Source organism: Pseudoalteromonas luteoviolacea (assembly GCF_021654285.1).
Taxonomy (GTDB): domain Bacteria; phylum Pseudomonadota; class Gammaproteobacteria; order Enterobacterales; family Alteromonadaceae; genus Pseudoalteromonas; species Pseudoalteromonas luteoviolacea_J.
The window spans coordinates 95,523-112,444 of sequence record NZ_JAKFZS010000010.1; the positions used below are offsets into that span (position 1 = coordinate 95,523).

The following is a 16,922-nucleotide window of genomic DNA, read 5'->3' on the forward strand; positions in this document are numbered from 1 at the left end:
AAAGTAATGATGCTTATTAAGTTTAGCCGCCGCCAGTTGATGCTGCTACTGTACATGTTGCAGGAAGCCAGTTTGCATTGGCTGTTGAGCTCGAACCGATTGTGGCTTGACACTCCCATTTATGAACCGAAAATGCTGAATTGAAGCTATCGCTGGTCGCTTTAGCAGTGCCGCTAGTATATGGGGTAAGGGTGAGTGATAATCCACTTAAGTCACTAGTACCCGTAATTGTGATTTCACCAGTACCATCAACAGCTACCGCTGATACATATTGGCTTGTTGAATCACCTGCCGCGCAGGTAGCAGGACTTGCTGAAAGTTGTGCTCTTTCTTCCACACACGCTTTTGGCATGGTAGAAGCCGCCAGCATTTCAGTGACTTTTGCACGGTTAACATAATCTGTGTAAGCTGGCAGGGCTACTGCTGCTAAAATACCGATGATTGCGATTACAATCATTAGTTCTATAAGGGTAAAACCACCCTGTCGTTGTTGCGTCATGATGTGTCTCCTAAGGGATGTTAGACCCGGTGGCCGTGTTTACTTACACCAGGATTTTTTAAATTAGTTCAATGGCATTGGCCCACTGTGATTAAAGTTAAAGGCCAAATACAGTATGTACCTTTTTTAATTGTAAAGAATTAATCTATATCACTAATTTAATTCTTTTTTATTAAAAAAGTTTTGTAAATAAATGTCAATATTAAAATGACACATTTAGTTACATTTACATTACATACACGATTATATTATTCAAAGCGCATTGATAAATCGATGCTTTGCACGTGCTTTGTAAGCGCGCCGCTTGAAATATAATCGACGCCTGCTTGTGCATACTGCGCCAAAATATCTAATGTCATATTACCCGACACTTCTAGCTTTGCTCTACCTGAGGTTAGTCTAACGGCGTTTTGAATGTCCTCAACGGTAAAATTGTCCAGCATAATGATGTCACTACCTGCATTTAAGGCTTGTTCAAGCTCATCTAGGTTTTCCACTTCCACTTCTACAGGCTTATCTGGGTGAGTGCTTTTAGCCTGTGCGACCGCTTTATCAATACCACCACATGCGGCAATGTGATTCTCTTTAATTAAAAACGCGTCAAACAATCCGATACGATGGTTTTTACCGCCACCACAGGTAACCGCATATTTTTGTAATGCTCTTAAACCTGGGATGGTTTTTCTGGTATCCAGTAATTGCGTACGGCTACCATCAAGCGCTTTGACATAGTGCGCTGTGGTCGTTGCTGTACCAGAAAGGGTTTGTACAAAGTTCAAAGCAGTACGCTCTGCGGTCAAAATGGCGCGAGCAGATCCCGTCGCGGTAAAAATACGTGAGTTCGCTTTTAATATATCGCCATCGTTGACTAAAACCGCGACTTCAACGCTCGGATCTACCTGTTTAAAGACTTCTAAAATAAGATCTTTACCACAAAATACACAGTCTTCTCTGGTTATTACATAAGCATTAGCTTGCTGTTGTTCTGGAATTAAGGCTGCGGTGATATCACCTTGTGCAGCTGATTGATGGTTAAGGTCTTCATCGAGTGCACTTTTAACAAGTTGCGAAATAAGTTCTGATTGCATAGGTAGATCATCATTGTTTTTACTACCTTAAATTCTACTGTGATTAACGCAATGAAACAATTTTCTTTAACAAAAGTATGTATACTTTTGCAAAATAAATTTGCCATAGTGCTTGGAAGGAATTCTTGTTATGGTAGGTGTGATGCAATTTAAAGTTAATTTTTTATATGGAAAATCAACACCAATGGCTTAATTATGCCAATCAGAGACCTTCACCGCATTACGATGAGCGACCCGTTGACTGTGATGTTGATTTATTAGTCATTCATAATATTTCCTTACCAGCAGGTCATTTTGGAACGACTTTCGTTGATGATTTATTTATGGGACGTATTAATTGTCACGCGCACGAAAGCTTTACGTCTTTAAAGGGGATTCGTGTTTCAGCGCATTGTTTTATTCGCAGAGATGGCTCGGTCAATCAATATGTCCCTTTTTCGAAAAGAGCATGGCATGCGGGCGTGTCGAGTTTTGATGGGCGGCAAAGGTGTAATGATTTTAGTATTGGAATTGAGCTAGAAGGGACAGATAACACCCCGTATACCCAAGCACAATATGATGCGTTGGTGAGGGTGAGCCAATCTATTATGGTGCAATTTCCAAAAATAACGCCTCAGCGCATTGTCGGACACTGTGATATTGCCCCAACACGTAAAACTGATCCCGGTGAGGCGTTTGATTGGCAGTATTATTTAAATTTATTACAACGTGAATTAAGAGTAATAGAGTAAAAATCATGATATTAATTTCGATATTAGTGGCATTGATCATTGAGCGTTTGGGTGCCAAGTCAACGCGTTGGCAGATTGACTACTATTTGGCGCAGTATCAAACACTGAGTTATCAAAAAGGCGCAGGTGCTTGGTTATTTAAATCGAGTATTGGCGCTGTACTGTGGCTGATGTTACCTGCACTGTTAGTGGCATTTATATACAGCTTGTCCGACTTTGTTTTATGGCAGTTGGCACTCAATGTAGTGGTCTTATTGGTGTGTTTTGGCTGCGCAAAATACCGTAAATCATATAAGGGGTATCTTAATGCCCTTGCTCGAGATGATAATGAAGCGGCAACCTTGTATGCCTTGCAGATGGGTCAGACTAAAACAGAGGAAGAACCCAATGGGGAGACATTTGGTCAGACATTGGCATGGATTAATTTTACGCACTATTGTGCGGTGATGTTTTGGTTTGTGCTGCTTGGCGCACCCGGCGCAATTATGTACGCAGTAACCCGTGCGGTAGTTGAGGTGTTAAGAGACGAGGTGAGTGGTGAGCCTACCGACAGCGACAAAAGGTGCATTGAGCTGATGTCAGCCCATTCGCAGCGCTTTTCTTTATTATTTCACTGCTTTAATTGGTTACCAGCCCGCCTTGCTGGATTTGGTTATCTGATTATTGGCAACTTCTCCAAAGGCACGGGTAGTTGGCTTAAATACTTGTTAGATTTTCAAACGTGTAATCGCAAAGTGGTAACCGAAACAGCATTGGCAGCTGAGCAGATCGAACAGCAATACTTTGGCTGCACCTATGAGGCTGCTTGTATGATGCGCCTCGTCAAACGCAATGTACTGTTTTACTTGTTCTTAGTCGCTGCATTGACTTTATTCGCTGGACTGAACTAATTTGAGATATGGCTGACTAAAAGTGTTTAGTCAGCCACTCTTTTTTGCGCTGCTGCATTCTTTCAATCATGTGTGGTTCCAAGTCTAAGACTGGCATCATTACATCCGTCACATCCACCACATCACACACACCATTTACTGACCATAGTGCTTCTTCCAACCCTTTAGCTTTATGCAGAGCATAGTGGCTTACATAGCGTAATTCATTGGCCAAATGATCCATATCGGGCCTACCTGTCTTGGAGACATACAGGTGGCAAATAAACAACATGCCATTTTTAAGTGCCTTTTTAGCAAATAAAAACAGTTGCTCAATCGGTTCTCCAAAGGGAATACATTGAGATTTAACACCGTGATTTGGCTCATTGATTTGTTTTTCATCAAAATGAATGAAAAGGGTAAACCTGAGCGGTTTATCTTGGCGTGATTTTTCTCTTAAAAGCTCACTGAGAGGATCTGCAATATAGTTACTTGGGAACAGTTTCCCTGGGAAGAGAAGTTCTTGGCCGTTGTGGTGTACCAAGTGAGGAAGCAAAATATTGTGCAGCGGTGACGGGTATAAGCCGTGGCCCACAGCGCCAATTTCCATGTGAGATGATTTTTTGTGCAAATACAAAGGAAGCTGACAAATGCTTTTTGTAACCATATTCCTCAAAGCCGTCGAGAGTCCGGGTATTTTAGGGGCTTCTTCGCTTGGCTGCAGTTTATCTTTGTTGTTTTCAATTAATGCAGTGAAAAACTCCATTGCGGTGTGTGTGCCCCCGGCGACCTGCTTTACTTTGAGGTTAATAATGGTCTTGGATTTACTGACAGCCATAATTTCATACCTCAAACCAGACAAGACATGTTGCTTGGTGATTTTTTGCAGATCAGGTAAGTCTAGCGTAACAAGATCGCCTTTTGTCACATCAACAGCTTGCTCTACTTCAATTTGCAGCCCCATGACGGAAAAATCTCTGGTATTTCCGCTCACGGAGAGAGTGTCTGAGATGTGTAAGGTGGTACCAGTGCGGTATAAAAACCGTTTGTGTGATCTCAGGTTGACATATTCTAAAGCGACTTTTTCTAGATGAGGAGGGTTTTTTGATTTGCCATGACCGAATTCTTTTAAGCGATTAATGCTCTCCTGAGGATAGGATAATTTATTACAATGTGATTTGTGTTCAGCGGTGGTAATTTCTGTGAGTAGCATCAAATGGTGCACAGGCTGAATCATACCTTGAGCGCGAGGAGGAGGACGCTTGTTGAGCTTCTCTACGTTTTTCCCTGCGCTTTTTGGCAGAGATAGTGGAATAAATGCATCTTCATGGTGGCTGGGCATGAGCTGCACTTTAAAAACACGCCAACTTTCTTTTTCGCTGCCAAACCCCAAAAATAAGTTTTTCAGTTCTGGTCGTTGATCTAACTCCCAGTCAAATGCCGAATAAAAGTATATTTTACCGTTATTTGAATGGGTGAATGTATAACAGTAAGCTTCTTTCACTGGTGCCGATTGCAGTAGCATCTTTTGTAGGCGTTTATTATGAAATATGCTATACAAGCAAGAAGTTTTACGCTCGTCCTCAAAGTAATAGTTAATAAACGCATTGTTTTCGTTGGTGAGCGTCATGCTGGGTAATAGCATGTTATTGATTCGGCTAAAAAAGACAAACAGCGAGCTTACTCTGGGTAAGTAATACTGCTCATAACCTTTGCATACCACCGCGTCCATGGTGTTGTCTAAATTAATTTTATAGCGTCGTTTGTTACCGTGAATAAAGCTTTCTAAAAACTCATCGAACCCAGAGTTATTCTCAACGAACGTTCGCTTTAAGCGAACGTAATTGTAATCCGCACTAGACTCTTCTACTGCAACGACCTCATATTGAATACCTTCTTTCAAGCCTAATTCGAAATCTTGCTCCAACCCAACTAAACGAAGCGTGATTACATTCTTAGCTTGCACATGATAATTTTTCCCCAGCTTTATTTTGGCACCACTTAACGAGATATCTGAAGTACTTGCGGGAATCGTGGTGCCGCTTTTCAATTCAACCGTGATTTTGATTGAATAGTTCATGCGCTCTTCTATGCGACTTTCATAAGACGCGAAGCGGATCAACTGTGCTTCATGCTCATAAACAACTTCAGGCTTTACATCCTCTTTATCCTGCGCATTCTTTTGCATGACTTTGTAATTGTTGTCAGTATGCATGACGGCTTCATAAACCGCCATCGTATAACCTCCATGCTGGGCCACTTCACGTTCAAATACGCTGATCGCCAGGTCGTCCATGAAGTGTTGTTTGCCGTCATGTTCGTAGGGTTTAACATCTCCTGATACTTGCCCTCGTAAATCAATGAAGCGTGCAACGGGTTGTGAAAGACGCGTCATTTCCATTTTAAGTAAAAACTGATCGGGTTTGCTCAGATGGGATGTTTTTTGTTTGAAGATAAAATCAAAATTTGGATCGCCTAAATCTCCTTTTAGGTCATTAATAAGGTCTTGATGTAGTTCTAGTTTATCTTCACTCATAGCCGTTCGCAGTTTGTCCGTAGACAATATCTCTTTGTTATTATTTCAGCCTTCGCCAATTTTATGTCAGTATAGCTACATTCTTAACTTATAAGCTTAACTGGGTTTTCCATTTAAGCAATAACTATGCCTTGATTTATATGGGAAAAAAGAAAACCGCATTTGTATGTAGTGATTGTGGAGCGGAATTTGCTCGTTGGCAAGGACAATGTTCTGAATGTAAAGCTTGGAACACAGTAACAGAGTTTCGTGTCCCGTCTGTGAAAGCTGCGCCACGCAGTGCTGGCACCACAGGCTATGCAGGTGTTGTAGAAGCAAAAATACAGACATTAGATGAAGTAAATTTAGAATCTTTACCAAGATTTTCAACGGGTTTTAAAGAGTTTGATCGCGTTTTAGGTGGTGGGGTTGTGCCTGGCAGTGCCATCTTAATTGGTGGTGAGCCTGGGGCCGGCAAAAGTACACTGTTATTACAGACTATGTGTTTGTTGGCGCAATCGATGCCAACGTTATATGTCACTGGTGAAGAATCATTACAGCAAGTTGCGATGCGTGCAAAGCGTTTAGGGCTGCCGACAGATAAATTGAAAACACTGGCAGAAACCAATGTTGAAACGATTTGCCAGCTAGCATTGAGAGAGAAGCCAGCCATCATGGTTATTGACTCTATCCAGGTTATGCATATGACTGATGTACAATCAGCGCCGGGTAGTGTGTCTCAAGTACGAGAAAGTGCAGCTTATCTAACGCGCTTTGCGAAGCAAAACCAAGTGGCAATCATTATGGTTGGCCATGTAACTAAAGATGGCACACTGGCTGGCCCTAAAGTATTAGAGCATTGTATTGACTGTTCAATATTACTTGAAGGCAGCAGCGATAGCCGTTTTCGGACACTGCGCGGAAATAAAAATCGCTTTGGTGCAGTGAATGAACTTGGGGTTTTTGCAATGACGGGGCAGGGCCTCAAAGAAGTAAATAACCCTTCGGCTATTTTTTTGAATCGAGGTGAGGAGCAAACACCTGGTTCATTAGTGATGGTGATTTGGGAAGGTACTCGGCCGTTGTTGGTTGAGGTGCAAGCGTTGGTTGACTATTCTCAGCTGGCCAACCCAAGGCGTGTCACCGTTGGTCTAGAACAAAACCGTCTTGCAATGCTGTTGGCTGTTTTGCATCGTCATGGCGGCTTGCAGGTCGCAGACCAAGATGTATTCGTCAATGTTGTGGGCGGTGTAAAAGTAAATGAAACAAGCGCAGATTTAGCCTTGATCACGGCATTGGTTTCGAGTTTTAAAAATTATGCATTGGATAAGCAGCTAGTCGTCTTTGGAGAAGTTGGCTTAGGTGGAGAGATCCGCCCTGTGCCTAGTGGTCAAGAAAGGTTACGAGAAGCTGCGAAACATGGCTTTAAACGTGCTATTGTACCAGTCGCTAATAAACCGAAAGAAGATATCGAAGGCATGGAAGTGATTGGTGTTTCCAGCTTAAACGATGCATTACAAGCGCTATTTTAAGGAATTACTATGAATAAAGCGGCTTTCACAGGCGTAGCACTTGCAGTTGCAGGTGGTGTGATTGGTGTTAACTGGTATGCAAACAAAACTGCCAGCGATGTTGTAGCACAGCAAGTAAAGCAGTTCTCAGAGCAAACAGGTTTTGAAGTAAACTATCAAAATGTTGATTACAGTCTGCTTAGCAATACTGTTGTATTGGAAAACATCTCGTTTAAAGAGCAAGACGGTGAGCATGTATTACTTGATATTGAGCGCTTTTCTCTTAAGGGCTATGAAGAAGGAAAAGTGAGCCCATTAACTGAGTTACAAATCTCTGGCTTGTCTATGGCTAGCGAATTAAAATCGGTTTCCGCTCCCGTAATGCCCAGTACATTGCTCAATGCGAAATACAATTTGAATTCGACCATGCGCTATGAAGAGAGCACGGGCAATAGTCAATTTGACTTTGCTGTATCAGCTGAGCAAGTTGTTAACTTTGCGATGGATATTGCTTTGTCCAATAGTAAAGACTTAATGGATTTACAAACTGAAATTCAGCAGATGCATAGCCAAGGTGAGATGTCATTAGAAGCCGAATTGCAAATGCAGAGTAAGATGCTCAGTGCATTACAGTCCTTGCAACCAGTAGATATGTCTTTTTCATTAAAAAATGAAGGCGAACTCAAAGCGTTAGTTGATGAGCTATTAATGAAAAATGGTTTAGATCATGAGCAGCTCAAAGCAACGCTTGCGATGCAAATGGCACATGTGCCTGCAAGTGAAAATGCAAAACAGGCGATACAGGCATTTGTTGCTGGGCTTTCGTTATTAGAGATCAGCATGCAGTTTCCAGAGAATACTAGCTTTATGCAGTTGGGCATGCAGCTGCAACCACTTGCTGGCAACCCACAGGCGCTAGAAGAGTTTCTTAAACTGAAAATTGTGGGCAGATAACAAATAGCGAAAAGGCGAGGAATACCTCGCCTTTTTGTGTTTTAACTTTGATTACTTGTCGTTTAGAGCAAGCATTAACTCTCGTTTGCGCTCAAGTCTTACTAACATCTGCTCAGCCAGTGGTTTAAACTTAGCAAGCTCTTGTTTAGGCAGTGGTAACGACTTCGGTAACTTAACTGTTCTTGGGTTGCGGTGTGTACCGTCAACCAAAAATTCATAGTGTAAATGAGGGCCTGTTACACGGCCTGTCGCGCCTACAGTACCAATTTTTTGTCCCTGTTTAACCTTTTGTCCAGACTTTACATGTAGCTTATGCAAGTGAAGATACTTAGTTGTGTATTGGCTGCCATGTTCAATAAACACATAGTTACCATTGAGGCGATTAAAGCCAGCTTTGGTTACGCGACCATTACCCGCTGCGACGACAGGAGTACCTACTTTGGCTGCGTAGTCAATACCTCTGTGTGGACGTACTTGCTTAGTAACAGGGTGTAATCTGCGAGGGTTAAAGTTAGAGCTAATATATTTAAAGTTTACTGGTGCACGTAAGAAGGCTTTTTTCATACTGCGGCCTTCTGGTGTATAAAACTCACCATTGGTGTGTCTAATAGCCGTGTAGCGGTCGCCTTGGTTCATAAATTCTGCGGCAATGATTTTACCATTACCAATTTCTTCACCATCCACATAATGAGACTCATAAACTAATGTAAACGAGTCGCCTTCACGAATATCGTTGGCAAAGTCAACATCCCACCCAAAGATATTGGCAAAATTCATGATCTGTCTTTGCGTTAAACCTGCCGAAATGCCCGCAGTCCAAAAGCTTGAGCGGATCTTTCCGCCAGCTGTTTTTTCACGAGTTTCAATTTCTTTACTGGTAATTTGTGTCGCGTACTGGCCGCTTTCGTTACGTGTGACGTAAAGCGTATCCGTTTTTGATAACACGTATTTGAGTTGAGCAAGGTTGCCCTGTGCATCACTTGCAAAGCTGAGTGTTTCACCGGGGTGGATTTTTGTCAGTTTGCGGGTTTCTTCATTAGTATTGACTAAATTATGTAGCGTTTGTGCTGAGTATCCTGCGCGTTTAAATAAAACAGCAAGGCTATCACCCGAGCGTACTTTATGATCTACATAGTCATAACTAATTGTATTTTCTTGCTTTTCATGTTTTTCAACTTCAGCACTTAGCGTCGTTAATTGCTCTGGCTGTTGCTCTTCAACTTTGATTGGAAGCTCATAACGTTTGCCAACTTCTAATGCATCATCTTTATGATCTTTAGATGCAGTGGCTTTTTCAGAGGGCAGCAAGGCTATCCCAGCCATCGCAGCTAGCAAGCCGACAATAAGCATTTTGTGTTTTTTGGGAAGCTTATTTACTGCAGGTACCATAACGTGCCTTTTTCGCTGTCAAGAAATTTTATGAATAATAGTGCAGCATATACGTAATAAAGCGTTAATACCAGTATTTTGTGCATTTAAACTCCGTGCAATATAGGCTAGAATCGAGCGATAAACTGAATATTGTGTTGGAGTGATAATGGTGGACATTGAAACTGCATTTGCTGAAATAAAGCGCGGTGCAGAAGACATATTGATTGAAGACGAACTGAAAGAGAAATTAAAGTCAGGGAAAAAGCTGCGTATTAAGGCTGGATTTGATCCAACAGCGCCTGATTTGCATTTAGGCCACACAGTACTAATTAATAAATTAAAAACTTTCCAAGATTTAGGTCACGAGGTCATTTTCTTAATTGGTGATTTTACCGGCATGATTGGTGACCCAACTGGTAAAAATGTCACTCGTAAGCCACTTACTCGTGAAGACGTACTTGCAAATGCAGAAACGTATAAAGAGCAGGTATTTAAAATTCTAGACCCTGAAAAAACGACGGTTGCGTTCAATTCTCAGTGGATGGAGAAATTAAGCAGTGCGGACATGATTAAGCTTGCATCACGTCAAACTGTGGCTCGTATGCTAGAGCGTGATGATTTTAAAAAGCGTTACGCTGGCGGTCAGGCAATTGCTATCCATGAATTCTTATATCCTCTTGTACAGGGGTGGGATTCTGTTGCATTGGAAGCGGATGTTGAGCTTGGTGGTACGGATCAACGCTTTAACCTATTGATGGGCAGAGAGTTACAAAAAGAAGAAGGCCAAAAGCCGCAAACAGTTCTAATGATGCCTCTGCTTGAAGGTACTGATGGTGTGCAAAAGATGTCAAAATCGTTAGGCAACTACATTGGTATCACAGATGCATCAACGGAAATGTTTGGTAAAGTCATGTCGATTTCTGATGATCTAATGTGGCGTTATTATGAGCTACTAAGTGCTAAGTCGCTATCAGACATTGAAGCATTAAAAGAAGAAGTGACTGCTGGTCGTAATCCACGTGATATCAAAATTGATTTCGCAAAAGAAATGATCGCTCGTTTCCATAGTGAAGAAGACGCACAAGCTGCTCATCAGGACTTCATTAAGCGCTTCCAGAAGAATGCATTGCCAGACGATATCCCTGAAGTATCAATTAGCATTGAAGGCGACACCACGTTTATCGCTAATTTATTAAAAGAAGCTGGGCTCGTGGCGAGTACGTCAGAAGCCATGCGTATGATCAAACAAGGTGCAGTGAAACTCAACGGCGAAGAGAAAATCACTGATACTAAGTTAGAAGTGGCTAAAGGCAGCAGTGAGATTTACCAAGTTGGTAAACGTAAATTTGCTAAAGTAACTGTAAACTAGCTGTCAGACTAGATAACCAAGTAGCGGCGCTACTTGGTTATATCAAATTAATTGCAAACCAAATTAAAACGGTCAATCCCAACCAAAACAATCGCATACTACCGAGCAGTTTAAGCATTTGCTGTATATCATTTATCTCAGGCTGCCTATCACTACCAATCCGGATGTTGTCAAAACGCTCGTTGTTGTAGAACCTTGGTCCCGCAAGCTGCACATTTAAGTTGGCCGAGAATAATGCGAGTACCCACCCTGAGTTCTTATTCGCATAATGCTGTGCATAGTGCTTTAGATAGTGATTTGTCTTAGAGAGGTTTTGTGTGAGTGCCATGATAAGGGTAAAGCTACGAAGTGGCAGCCACTCTAAGATATAGATAGTGCGTTGTACTGGTCGCATAAAAGGATGCTGTATGCTGAGTTGTTGACGCCAACTATGGTCGGATAACAATAAAAGCTTATAAACTAAAGAAAGGTAGGGTCCCGCAACGATGTAAAAAATTAGGATAAGATAAAAGTGACGTACGGTATTCAATGCCAGTGAGTCTAGGCTGGCTTTGATTATCCCGACCTCGGAGAGTTTGTCTGTATCTCTATTGACTATGCTGGATAAGAGTTGTTTTGCGGATCCCTTTTGGCCCTGAGATAAAAGCTTTGCTATGCGTTTGGCGCGTCCTTCAAAGTGGGTATCTAGGCATAAAAATAAGATTAGACCGCCAAACCATTGGGGGTAGAAAGAAATATATGACAATGTATAAAGTAAAACGACAATAGTGAAAATTGGTAAAAAACAGGCCAGTGTGCCACTGAGAGTGTGATGAGCGTCAGAGTTCTTTTGCCGTACTACACGTTTCGCTAAATTACTTGCAAGCAGACAAAACACCGTATTAGGGTGATAGAGTTTAGATAGTTTTAAGCCAAATGCACACAAGGCTGCTATGCAAAAGATAAGCAAGCCCTCTTGGGCTTGCAATAAAGCGAGTGTCACTTACAGAGTTACCTGTTGTAGCTCTTCAAGTAAAGCAACTACTAATTTTGAAGAGTTCACAGAAGCAACTTCCAAGTATTCATCAAAAGACTGCGGAGACTCTTTGCCTGCAATATCAGACAGTGAGCGGATCACGACAAATGGTGTATTTAGTACGTGACATGCTTGTGCAATTGCTGCGCCTTCCATTTCCACGGCAAGCATATTTGGGAAGTCTTGACGGGTTTTTTCAATGCGCACTGGGTCACACATAAATGAATCCCCTGTACAAATTTGACCAACCATGGTTTGAATATCACCCACAGCATGAATGCTTGCTTCAGATGCTTTGATAAGAGTTGGGTGAGCTGCAAAGCCTGCTGGCATTTGTGGCACTTGACCTATTTCATAACCAAATGCAGTGACGTCAACATCATGGTGACGAACTTCGCTTGAGATCACCACATCACCCACATTCAAAGAGGGTTCAAAACCACCGGCAGAACCAGTATTAATGACACAATCAGGCTCAAAGTTGTCGATAAGTAATGTTGTTGCCACTGTCGCAGCTACTTTACCAATGCCTGATTGCACAAGTGTTACTTCATGGCCACCAAGCTCACCGGTATAAAATGTGAACCCGCCTTTTGTAAGTGTTTTAGGAGATTGCATAGTGTTACGTAAAATTGTAACTTCTTGCTCCATCGCACCGATAATGCCAATCTTCATAATTAATCTCTTTGTATTTTAGTTACTGCTCATTATATACATTCTTATTTTGAAAGCATTATTTTGGTAGTAAAACTGTGAAAGTCACTGCTGAGATGATCAGCAGCGACTAGAGGGTTAGATTTCAGCAAGCTGTGTACTCGCTGCTTTTGCTTGAGATGGAGATAGAACAGCAGGTTTGTTGTTACGATTGCGGACTGGTTTGGTCTTGTCAGGTTTTTGACCTAGCTTAAACAAAATAGCTGCACGTACTTCAGGGCTTTTATAACCAGACTTTATTTTCATCCTAATGTGCGGGATGCCCGCAGACTCTAATGCACCACTGACAAACCAGTCTTTTTGTGCCTTGTGGCCATTTTTATTTGAATTGTTTACCAGATCTACTGCTGCAACGATATTTAAAGTGCTTTTGTCGACTAGGACGTAGTCCAGTTGCTTATTCTGTGCTTTTGTAATCGCAGAACGGCGTGCTTTTTTTGATAGACCAGGCTTGCATTCAATAACATCAACCAGTTTTACTCGGCTAACAATTTTGTACCTATCACCGACTGCGCGTTCGAGAAGTTGTAAAAAAGATGCTTCGACAGTGGTAAAAACCGACTCTTTTCGATTAAACGGATAAGGATTGCCACCCACGTCGGTATATTTAGAAATTACGATAGAGGCAATAACTACGAGCGCTAAAATAGCTAAAAGTGTTAATTCCATAAATCACTCCACGACAACAATTTGACTTTGATAATTTATAAGCAAAGAGCGTGCCGAAAGTGATTTAATGGCGTTAAAAACGATATTTAACGCCAGTCAAATGGTTAAGCTGTGTAACCTTGTTCTACGCCCTTGACTGCGTAGGCAACTGCATCGTGTGCATGCAGTGATTCGTAATGATTAATTTTGACGTAAAAATCTCTGTAGTCCTGCTTATCAAGGAGTGCTTTGAGCTTTCTTGCCGCGTCCTCACAGAACATTAAATTTTGACCATTTAATCTTGCAAACTCTTGTTCGTCTTCTCTTTTAACTGCCGCTTGAACAGGGGTTTTAAGTTCTTGCTCTGCAATATCAATTAAGCCCTTAATATCAAACTCTTTTACATCAGTTGGTAGTTGTACCTTGATATTGGCAATAGAGCGTTGTGAGTGTGGTGTGGCAAGGATCCCTTCAGTTGTACCAAGCCAAGCATGCACACTTTCGTGGTCTAATGGTTGACCTGCAAACTTTTCCTCAAATGCATTTTGGATAAGCTGCCTTGCAAGTGCTGCAGAGCAAGGGCAGGTTGATGAATAGGTGACATCAACAGCCAGTTCAATGCTAAGTGCTTGTTCTTTCATAGTAGCAGTAATAGTTACAGGGTAGCTTTTCCAGCCTTGTTTTCCGCTTAATAATGAAGCTCTGCGCAAAGGTAGTTCGAAATTAAGGACAACTTTTGCCGCATTACTGAGATCTTTATGCGTTGTCACAAACTGGTCAAGTACAGCCGCTAATGTAGTTGGTGTTAATGTCTGTTCACAAGAAAGTGTATCTAAAGCTAAAAACAACCGAGACATATGAATGCCCTTTGCATCAGGCTTGTCTAAACTGACAAAGGCATCGGCCTTAGCATTAACTGGGATCTCATTGAGGTCTTTACTTGCTAACTGCAGTGGTAGCTCGATATCCCCCATTCCTACCCATTCTAAAGTTCCCGTTTGCAGCGCATCTGCACTGTGCGCAATGTCCGGCATTGAAGTTGGCATTTAAACTCTCTTTAATCACGACATCAAAAATGCTTTCATATTACACTAAAACGAGTTTTTTTTCCGTGGATATTCTCATTTTGAATAAAGAAAATGTCATATACTGTGCAATATTTGATACATTATCACATTTTTTGTAAGGTTAATTGTGGTCGACATTTGGCTAAGCATCTGAGACTTTTAAACAAAGTTACTCTCCTAGGTTGCTCGCATATGTGCTCAGCTGAGGTATAATAGCAGCGTTAACAAGGTGACTATTATTATGCTTGATTCTTCATTCGGGTCTTGGGCTCGAATTCTTTCTAATTTGGTTCGAAAATACGGTGAGCGAAAAGCTGGCGCCATTGCTTATGTGCTCGTTTTGGTCGCGTCATTGGTTTTATCCTGTATGTTCTTTTATGTGGCATTAGGTTCGGTCACACTCGTGAATGTACTATCTGTCGTTGTGTTTGCTGCGCTCACTTCGCCACTACTGATATCTGTTGCTGTATTTGCCATTCGTCAATTGGAAAGTTCAAAAGAATATCTGGAGTCTGCAACACAGCAAGAAAAGCTCTTAAATCAGACTTTAAAAGATAATATTAATCGCCTTAACAATGAAATTGATGAACGGAAAATGGCGTTGCATGCTAAGCATCGTGCAATCGCAGAACTGAGAAATGAAATAACAGAACGTCGAAAAGCTGAGCAAGAGCTTGCACAGCAAAGTATGTTACTGCGCTCGATTGTAGACTCCTCCCCTGATTTATTTTATTACCGAGATGAGCATGGTGTGTTCGCTGGGTGTAATAAAAAGTTTGAACAAGTGATCGGAATAGACAGTGAGGGGCTAATAGGTAAAACAGCAGATGAAATATTCGCAGATCAAGTTATTCCGAAAGTGCTGGAAACTGATGCACAAGTGAGCGCAACTCAACAAACGCTATCGTTGGACGTTGAGTACCCTGTCAAGGACGAAAATCGCTGGTTTGAAATGCGTAAACTCCCCTTCATTAATAACGAAGGGGAGTATATTGGTTTGCTTGCATTTGGGCGTGATATAACTAGCCGTAAAGAAGCTGAACAAGCTTTAGAAACAGCTTATAAGGATAAAGGTAAGTTTATTGCTACTTTGAGTCATGAACTTAGAACACCACTTAATGGTATTGTTGGTTTGACTAGAATGTTGCTAGATACTGAGCTGACGCAACAGCAAAAAAGTTGGTGTAATACGGTATTTTCGAGTGCTGAAACGCTTGGGAATATTTTCAATGACATCATAGATTTAGATAAGATTGATAGAGAGCAATTAGATATTGCGACTGACAGTATTAATGTCTCTGATTTTATAAATGATGTAGTCAATTTTTCGGATCTGATAGCTGGTCAAAAAGGGTTGGAATTTAAGATCCAACGCTCAGGTGTTTTGGATGTCTATGCGCTTTTAGATCCAACTCGATTACGTCAAGTCTTATGGAACCTTATCAATAACGCAGTGAAGTTTACGCATCGTGGTAATGTGACATTAGAGTGTCGTAGAGAAAATCGCGAAAGTGGTCCTTGGCTATCGATGAGTATTATTGATACTGGGGTTGGGATCTCTGCTGAGCAACAAGATAAGATCTTTGATATGTATTACAAGGCACCAGATGCAGAAGGTAATAATGCGATTGGTTCTGGAATTGGTTTAGCCGTGACTAAGGCTTTGGTGTTGGCAATGAAAGGAACAATCGCTGTGAGTAGTCTACCGGGTCAAGGCAGCCGTTTTGATGTTGAAATACCATTGGAGCTATGTACTGCGCCAAGTCAGCAAAGTTATGCCGGAAGAGAGTTGTATATATTATTAGTTGAAGATGTTCCTCTTAACGCTGAAATTGCCACCAATCTATTAGAGCAACGAGGGCATGAGGTAATATGGGCTGAGACGGGTGAAGATGCCTTATCATTGGTACAGACAGAAGATGATTTGGACCTTATTTTATTAGATATGCAGTTACCTGATCTGAACGGTGATGAAGTTGCAAGACAGATCCGATCGGACAGCCATTTTGATGCACTTCCTATCGTGGCCTTAACAGCCAATGTGCGTAGTGCTGAGCAAGAGCTACAAGGGATCAGTATACAGGGAGCCCTAGCAAAGCCAATCAACACCACTAAGCTTGATAAAATGTTGGCTGAGTTATTTGGCATAGATAGTGTCAAAGACGATGTCAATGCACCTCAACAAAATACGATTGAAGTATTAGAAATAGAGCGAACCTTGCTGGATATAGAAACGATCACCGATTTTGTTGCCTCGATGGGAGTCGATACTTTCAAACGTAGCTGTGAGCTTTTTGCTAAGCTTAACCCTACTTATTGCAACGAGTTGAAAGAAGCAAATAAAGAGGGTGATGTGGCTGAGTACGGTTCGGTCGCGCATAAATTAAAGGGCGCTGCGGGGTCTGTTGGCCTCAAGTCTGTTCAGCAACATGCCAAGGTAATGGAAAATGAATGTGAAGCTGTGGTTGGTGAAGTACGTGAACAGTGGGTGGAAGAATTGGAAGAATTAATAAGAGAAGGGCAGGGTGCCCTTCACTCATTAATTGCAAAACTCGCTGAAAACTCTTAGCG

The 16,922-nt window shown here is 41.7% G+C and carries 14 protein-coding genes; 6 read left to right on the forward strand and 8 right to left on the reverse strand.

Translation table 11 applies throughout. The annotated features are described in order from the left end of the window. Nucleotides 1–22: 22 nt before the first annotated feature. On the reverse strand, nucleotides 23–499 hold the full coding sequence (locus L1077_RS11350; protein ID WP_275424217.1) for a pilin: 477 nt from the start codon (nucleotides 497–499) through the stop codon (nucleotides 23–25). A 248-nt stretch (nucleotides 500–747) separates the two neighbouring features. Continuing rightward, entirely contained in the window at nucleotides 748–1,587 is an 840-nt protein-coding gene (gene nadC / locus L1077_RS11360; protein WP_237136958.1) for a carboxylating nicotinate-nucleotide diphosphorylase, read from the reverse strand. 167 nt (nucleotides 1,588–1,754) lie between these two features. Here nadC and ampD point away from each other — a divergent pair, with 167 nt between their 5' ends. Then, nucleotides 1,755–2,318 carry a 1,6-anhydro-N-acetylmuramyl-L-alanine amidase AmpD gene (gene ampD, locus L1077_RS11365; RefSeq protein WP_237136959.1) on the forward strand — a complete coding sequence of 188 codons (564 nt, stop codon included), beginning with the start codon at nucleotides 1,755–1,757 and terminating at the stop codon, nucleotides 2,316–2,318. 5 nt (nucleotides 2,319–2,323) lie between these two features. Continuing rightward, nucleotides 2,324–3,208 carry a beta-lactamase regulator AmpE gene (gene ampE, locus L1077_RS11370; protein ID WP_237136960.1) on the forward strand — a complete coding sequence of 295 codons (885 nt, stop codon included), beginning with the start codon at nucleotides 2,324–2,326 and terminating at the stop codon, nucleotides 3,206–3,208. Nucleotides 3,209–3,224: 16 nt separating this feature from the next. Here the strand turns inward: ampE and L1077_RS11375 are convergent, their stop codons facing one another. Further along, nucleotides 3,225–5,723, reverse strand: a complete 2,499-nt coding sequence (locus L1077_RS11375; RefSeq protein ID WP_237136961.1) for a PilZ domain-containing protein — start codon at nucleotides 5,721–5,723, stop codon at nucleotides 3,225–3,227. A 140-nt stretch (nucleotides 5,724–5,863) separates the two neighbouring features. Here L1077_RS11375 and radA point away from each other — a divergent pair, with 140 nt between their 5' ends. Together radA and L1077_RS11385 are read left to right on the forward strand one after the other, a co-directional pair. Continuing rightward, complete coding sequence (gene radA / locus L1077_RS11380; RefSeq protein ID WP_039611945.1) at nucleotides 5,864–7,234, forward strand: DNA repair protein RadA; 1,371 nt, start codon at nucleotides 5,864–5,866, stop codon at nucleotides 7,232–7,234. Between the two features lie 9 nt (nucleotides 7,235–7,243). After that, entirely contained in the window at nucleotides 7,244–8,167 is a 924-nt protein-coding gene (locus L1077_RS11385; protein ID WP_237136962.1) for a hypothetical protein, read from the forward strand. Between the two features lie 51 nt (nucleotides 8,168–8,218). Here the strand turns inward: L1077_RS11385 and L1077_RS11390 are convergent, their stop codons facing one another. Then, nucleotides 8,219–9,556, reverse strand: coding sequence for a peptidoglycan DD-metalloendopeptidase family protein (locus L1077_RS11390; RefSeq protein ID WP_237136963.1), 1,338 nt, complete (start codon nucleotides 9,554–9,556; stop codon nucleotides 8,219–8,221). Between the two features lie 151 nt (nucleotides 9,557–9,707). On the opposite strand from L1077_RS11390, the gene tyrS reads away from it, so the two are divergent. Next, nucleotides 9,708–10,907: a tyrosine--tRNA ligase gene (tyrS, locus tag L1077_RS11395; RefSeq protein WP_237137055.1), complete on the forward strand. Its 1,200-nt coding sequence runs from the start codon at nucleotides 9,708–9,710 to the stop codon at nucleotides 10,905–10,907. A 37-nt stretch (nucleotides 10,908–10,944) separates the two neighbouring features. Here tyrS and L1077_RS11400 read toward each other — a convergent pair whose 3' ends face one another. The 4 genes from L1077_RS11400 to folE2 form a co-directional block, all read right to left on the reverse strand. Continuing rightward, complete coding sequence (locus L1077_RS11400; RefSeq protein ID WP_237136964.1) at nucleotides 10,945–11,889, reverse strand: cobalamin biosynthesis protein CobD/CbiB; 945 nt, start codon at nucleotides 11,887–11,889, stop codon at nucleotides 10,945–10,947. Further along, the gene (gene mtnN, locus L1077_RS11405) at nucleotides 11,890–12,597 is read right to left on the reverse strand and encodes a 5'-methylthioadenosine/S-adenosylhomocysteine nucleosidase (RefSeq protein ID WP_237136965.1); all 708 of its coding nucleotides are present in this window, start codon (nucleotides 12,595–12,597) and stop codon (nucleotides 11,890–11,892) included. 117 nt (nucleotides 12,598–12,714) lie between these two features. Continuing rightward, nucleotides 12,715–13,305, reverse strand: coding sequence for a DUF2726 domain-containing protein (locus L1077_RS11410; protein WP_063361072.1), 591 nt, complete (start codon nucleotides 13,303–13,305; stop codon nucleotides 12,715–12,717). A gap of 104 nt (nucleotides 13,306–13,409) precedes the next feature. Beyond that, entirely contained in the window at nucleotides 13,410–14,330 is a 921-nt protein-coding gene (gene folE2 / locus L1077_RS11415; protein WP_237136966.1) for a GTP cyclohydrolase FolE2, read from the reverse strand. 262 nt (nucleotides 14,331–14,592) lie between these two features. On the opposite strand from folE2, the gene arcB reads away from it, so the two are divergent. Then, on the forward strand, nucleotides 14,593–16,920 hold the full coding sequence (arcB, locus tag L1077_RS11420) for an aerobic respiration two-component sensor histidine kinase ArcB (protein WP_237136967.1): 2,328 nt from the start codon (nucleotides 14,593–14,595) through the stop codon (nucleotides 16,918–16,920). Nucleotides 16,921–16,922 lie beyond the last annotated feature (2 nt).

Coding starts and splice junctions, on each gene's coding strand:
- L1077_RS11350 (WP_275424217.1), bottom strand. CDS start 499: ATGACGCAACAACGACAGGGTGGTTTTACCCTTATAGAACTAATGATT.
- nadC (WP_237136958.1), bottom strand. CDS start 1,587: ATGCAATCAGAACTTATTTCGCAACTTGTTAAAAGTGCACTCGATGAA.
- ampD (WP_237136959.1), top strand. CDS start 1,755: ATGGAAAATCAACACCAATGGCTTAATTATGCCAATCAGAGACCTTCA.
- ampE (WP_237136960.1), top strand. CDS start 2,324: ATGATATTAATTTCGATATTAGTGGCATTGATCATTGAGCGTTTGGGT.
- L1077_RS11375 (WP_237136961.1), bottom strand. CDS start 5,723: ATGAGTGAAGATAAACTAGAACTACATCAAGACCTTATTAATGACCTA.
- radA (WP_039611945.1), top strand. CDS start 5,864: ATGGGAAAAAAGAAAACCGCATTTGTATGTAGTGATTGTGGAGCGGAA.
- L1077_RS11385 (WP_237136962.1), top strand. CDS start 7,244: ATGAATAAAGCGGCTTTCACAGGCGTAGCACTTGCAGTTGCAGGTGGT.
- L1077_RS11390 (WP_237136963.1), bottom strand. CDS start 9,556: ATGGTACCTGCAGTAAATAAGCTTCCCAAAAAACACAAAATGCTTATT.
- mtnN (WP_237136965.1), bottom strand. CDS start 12,597: ATGAAGATTGGCATTATCGGTGCGATGGAGCAAGAAGTTACAATTTTA.
- L1077_RS11410 (WP_063361072.1), bottom strand. CDS start 13,305: ATGGAATTAACACTTTTAGCTATTTTAGCGCTCGTAGTTATTGCCTCT.
- folE2 (WP_237136966.1), bottom strand. CDS start 14,330: ATGCCAACTTCAATGCCGGACATTGCGCACAGTGCAGATGCGCTGCAA.
- arcB (WP_237136967.1), top strand. CDS start 14,593: ATGCTTGATTCTTCATTCGGGTCTTGGGCTCGAATTCTTTCTAATTTG.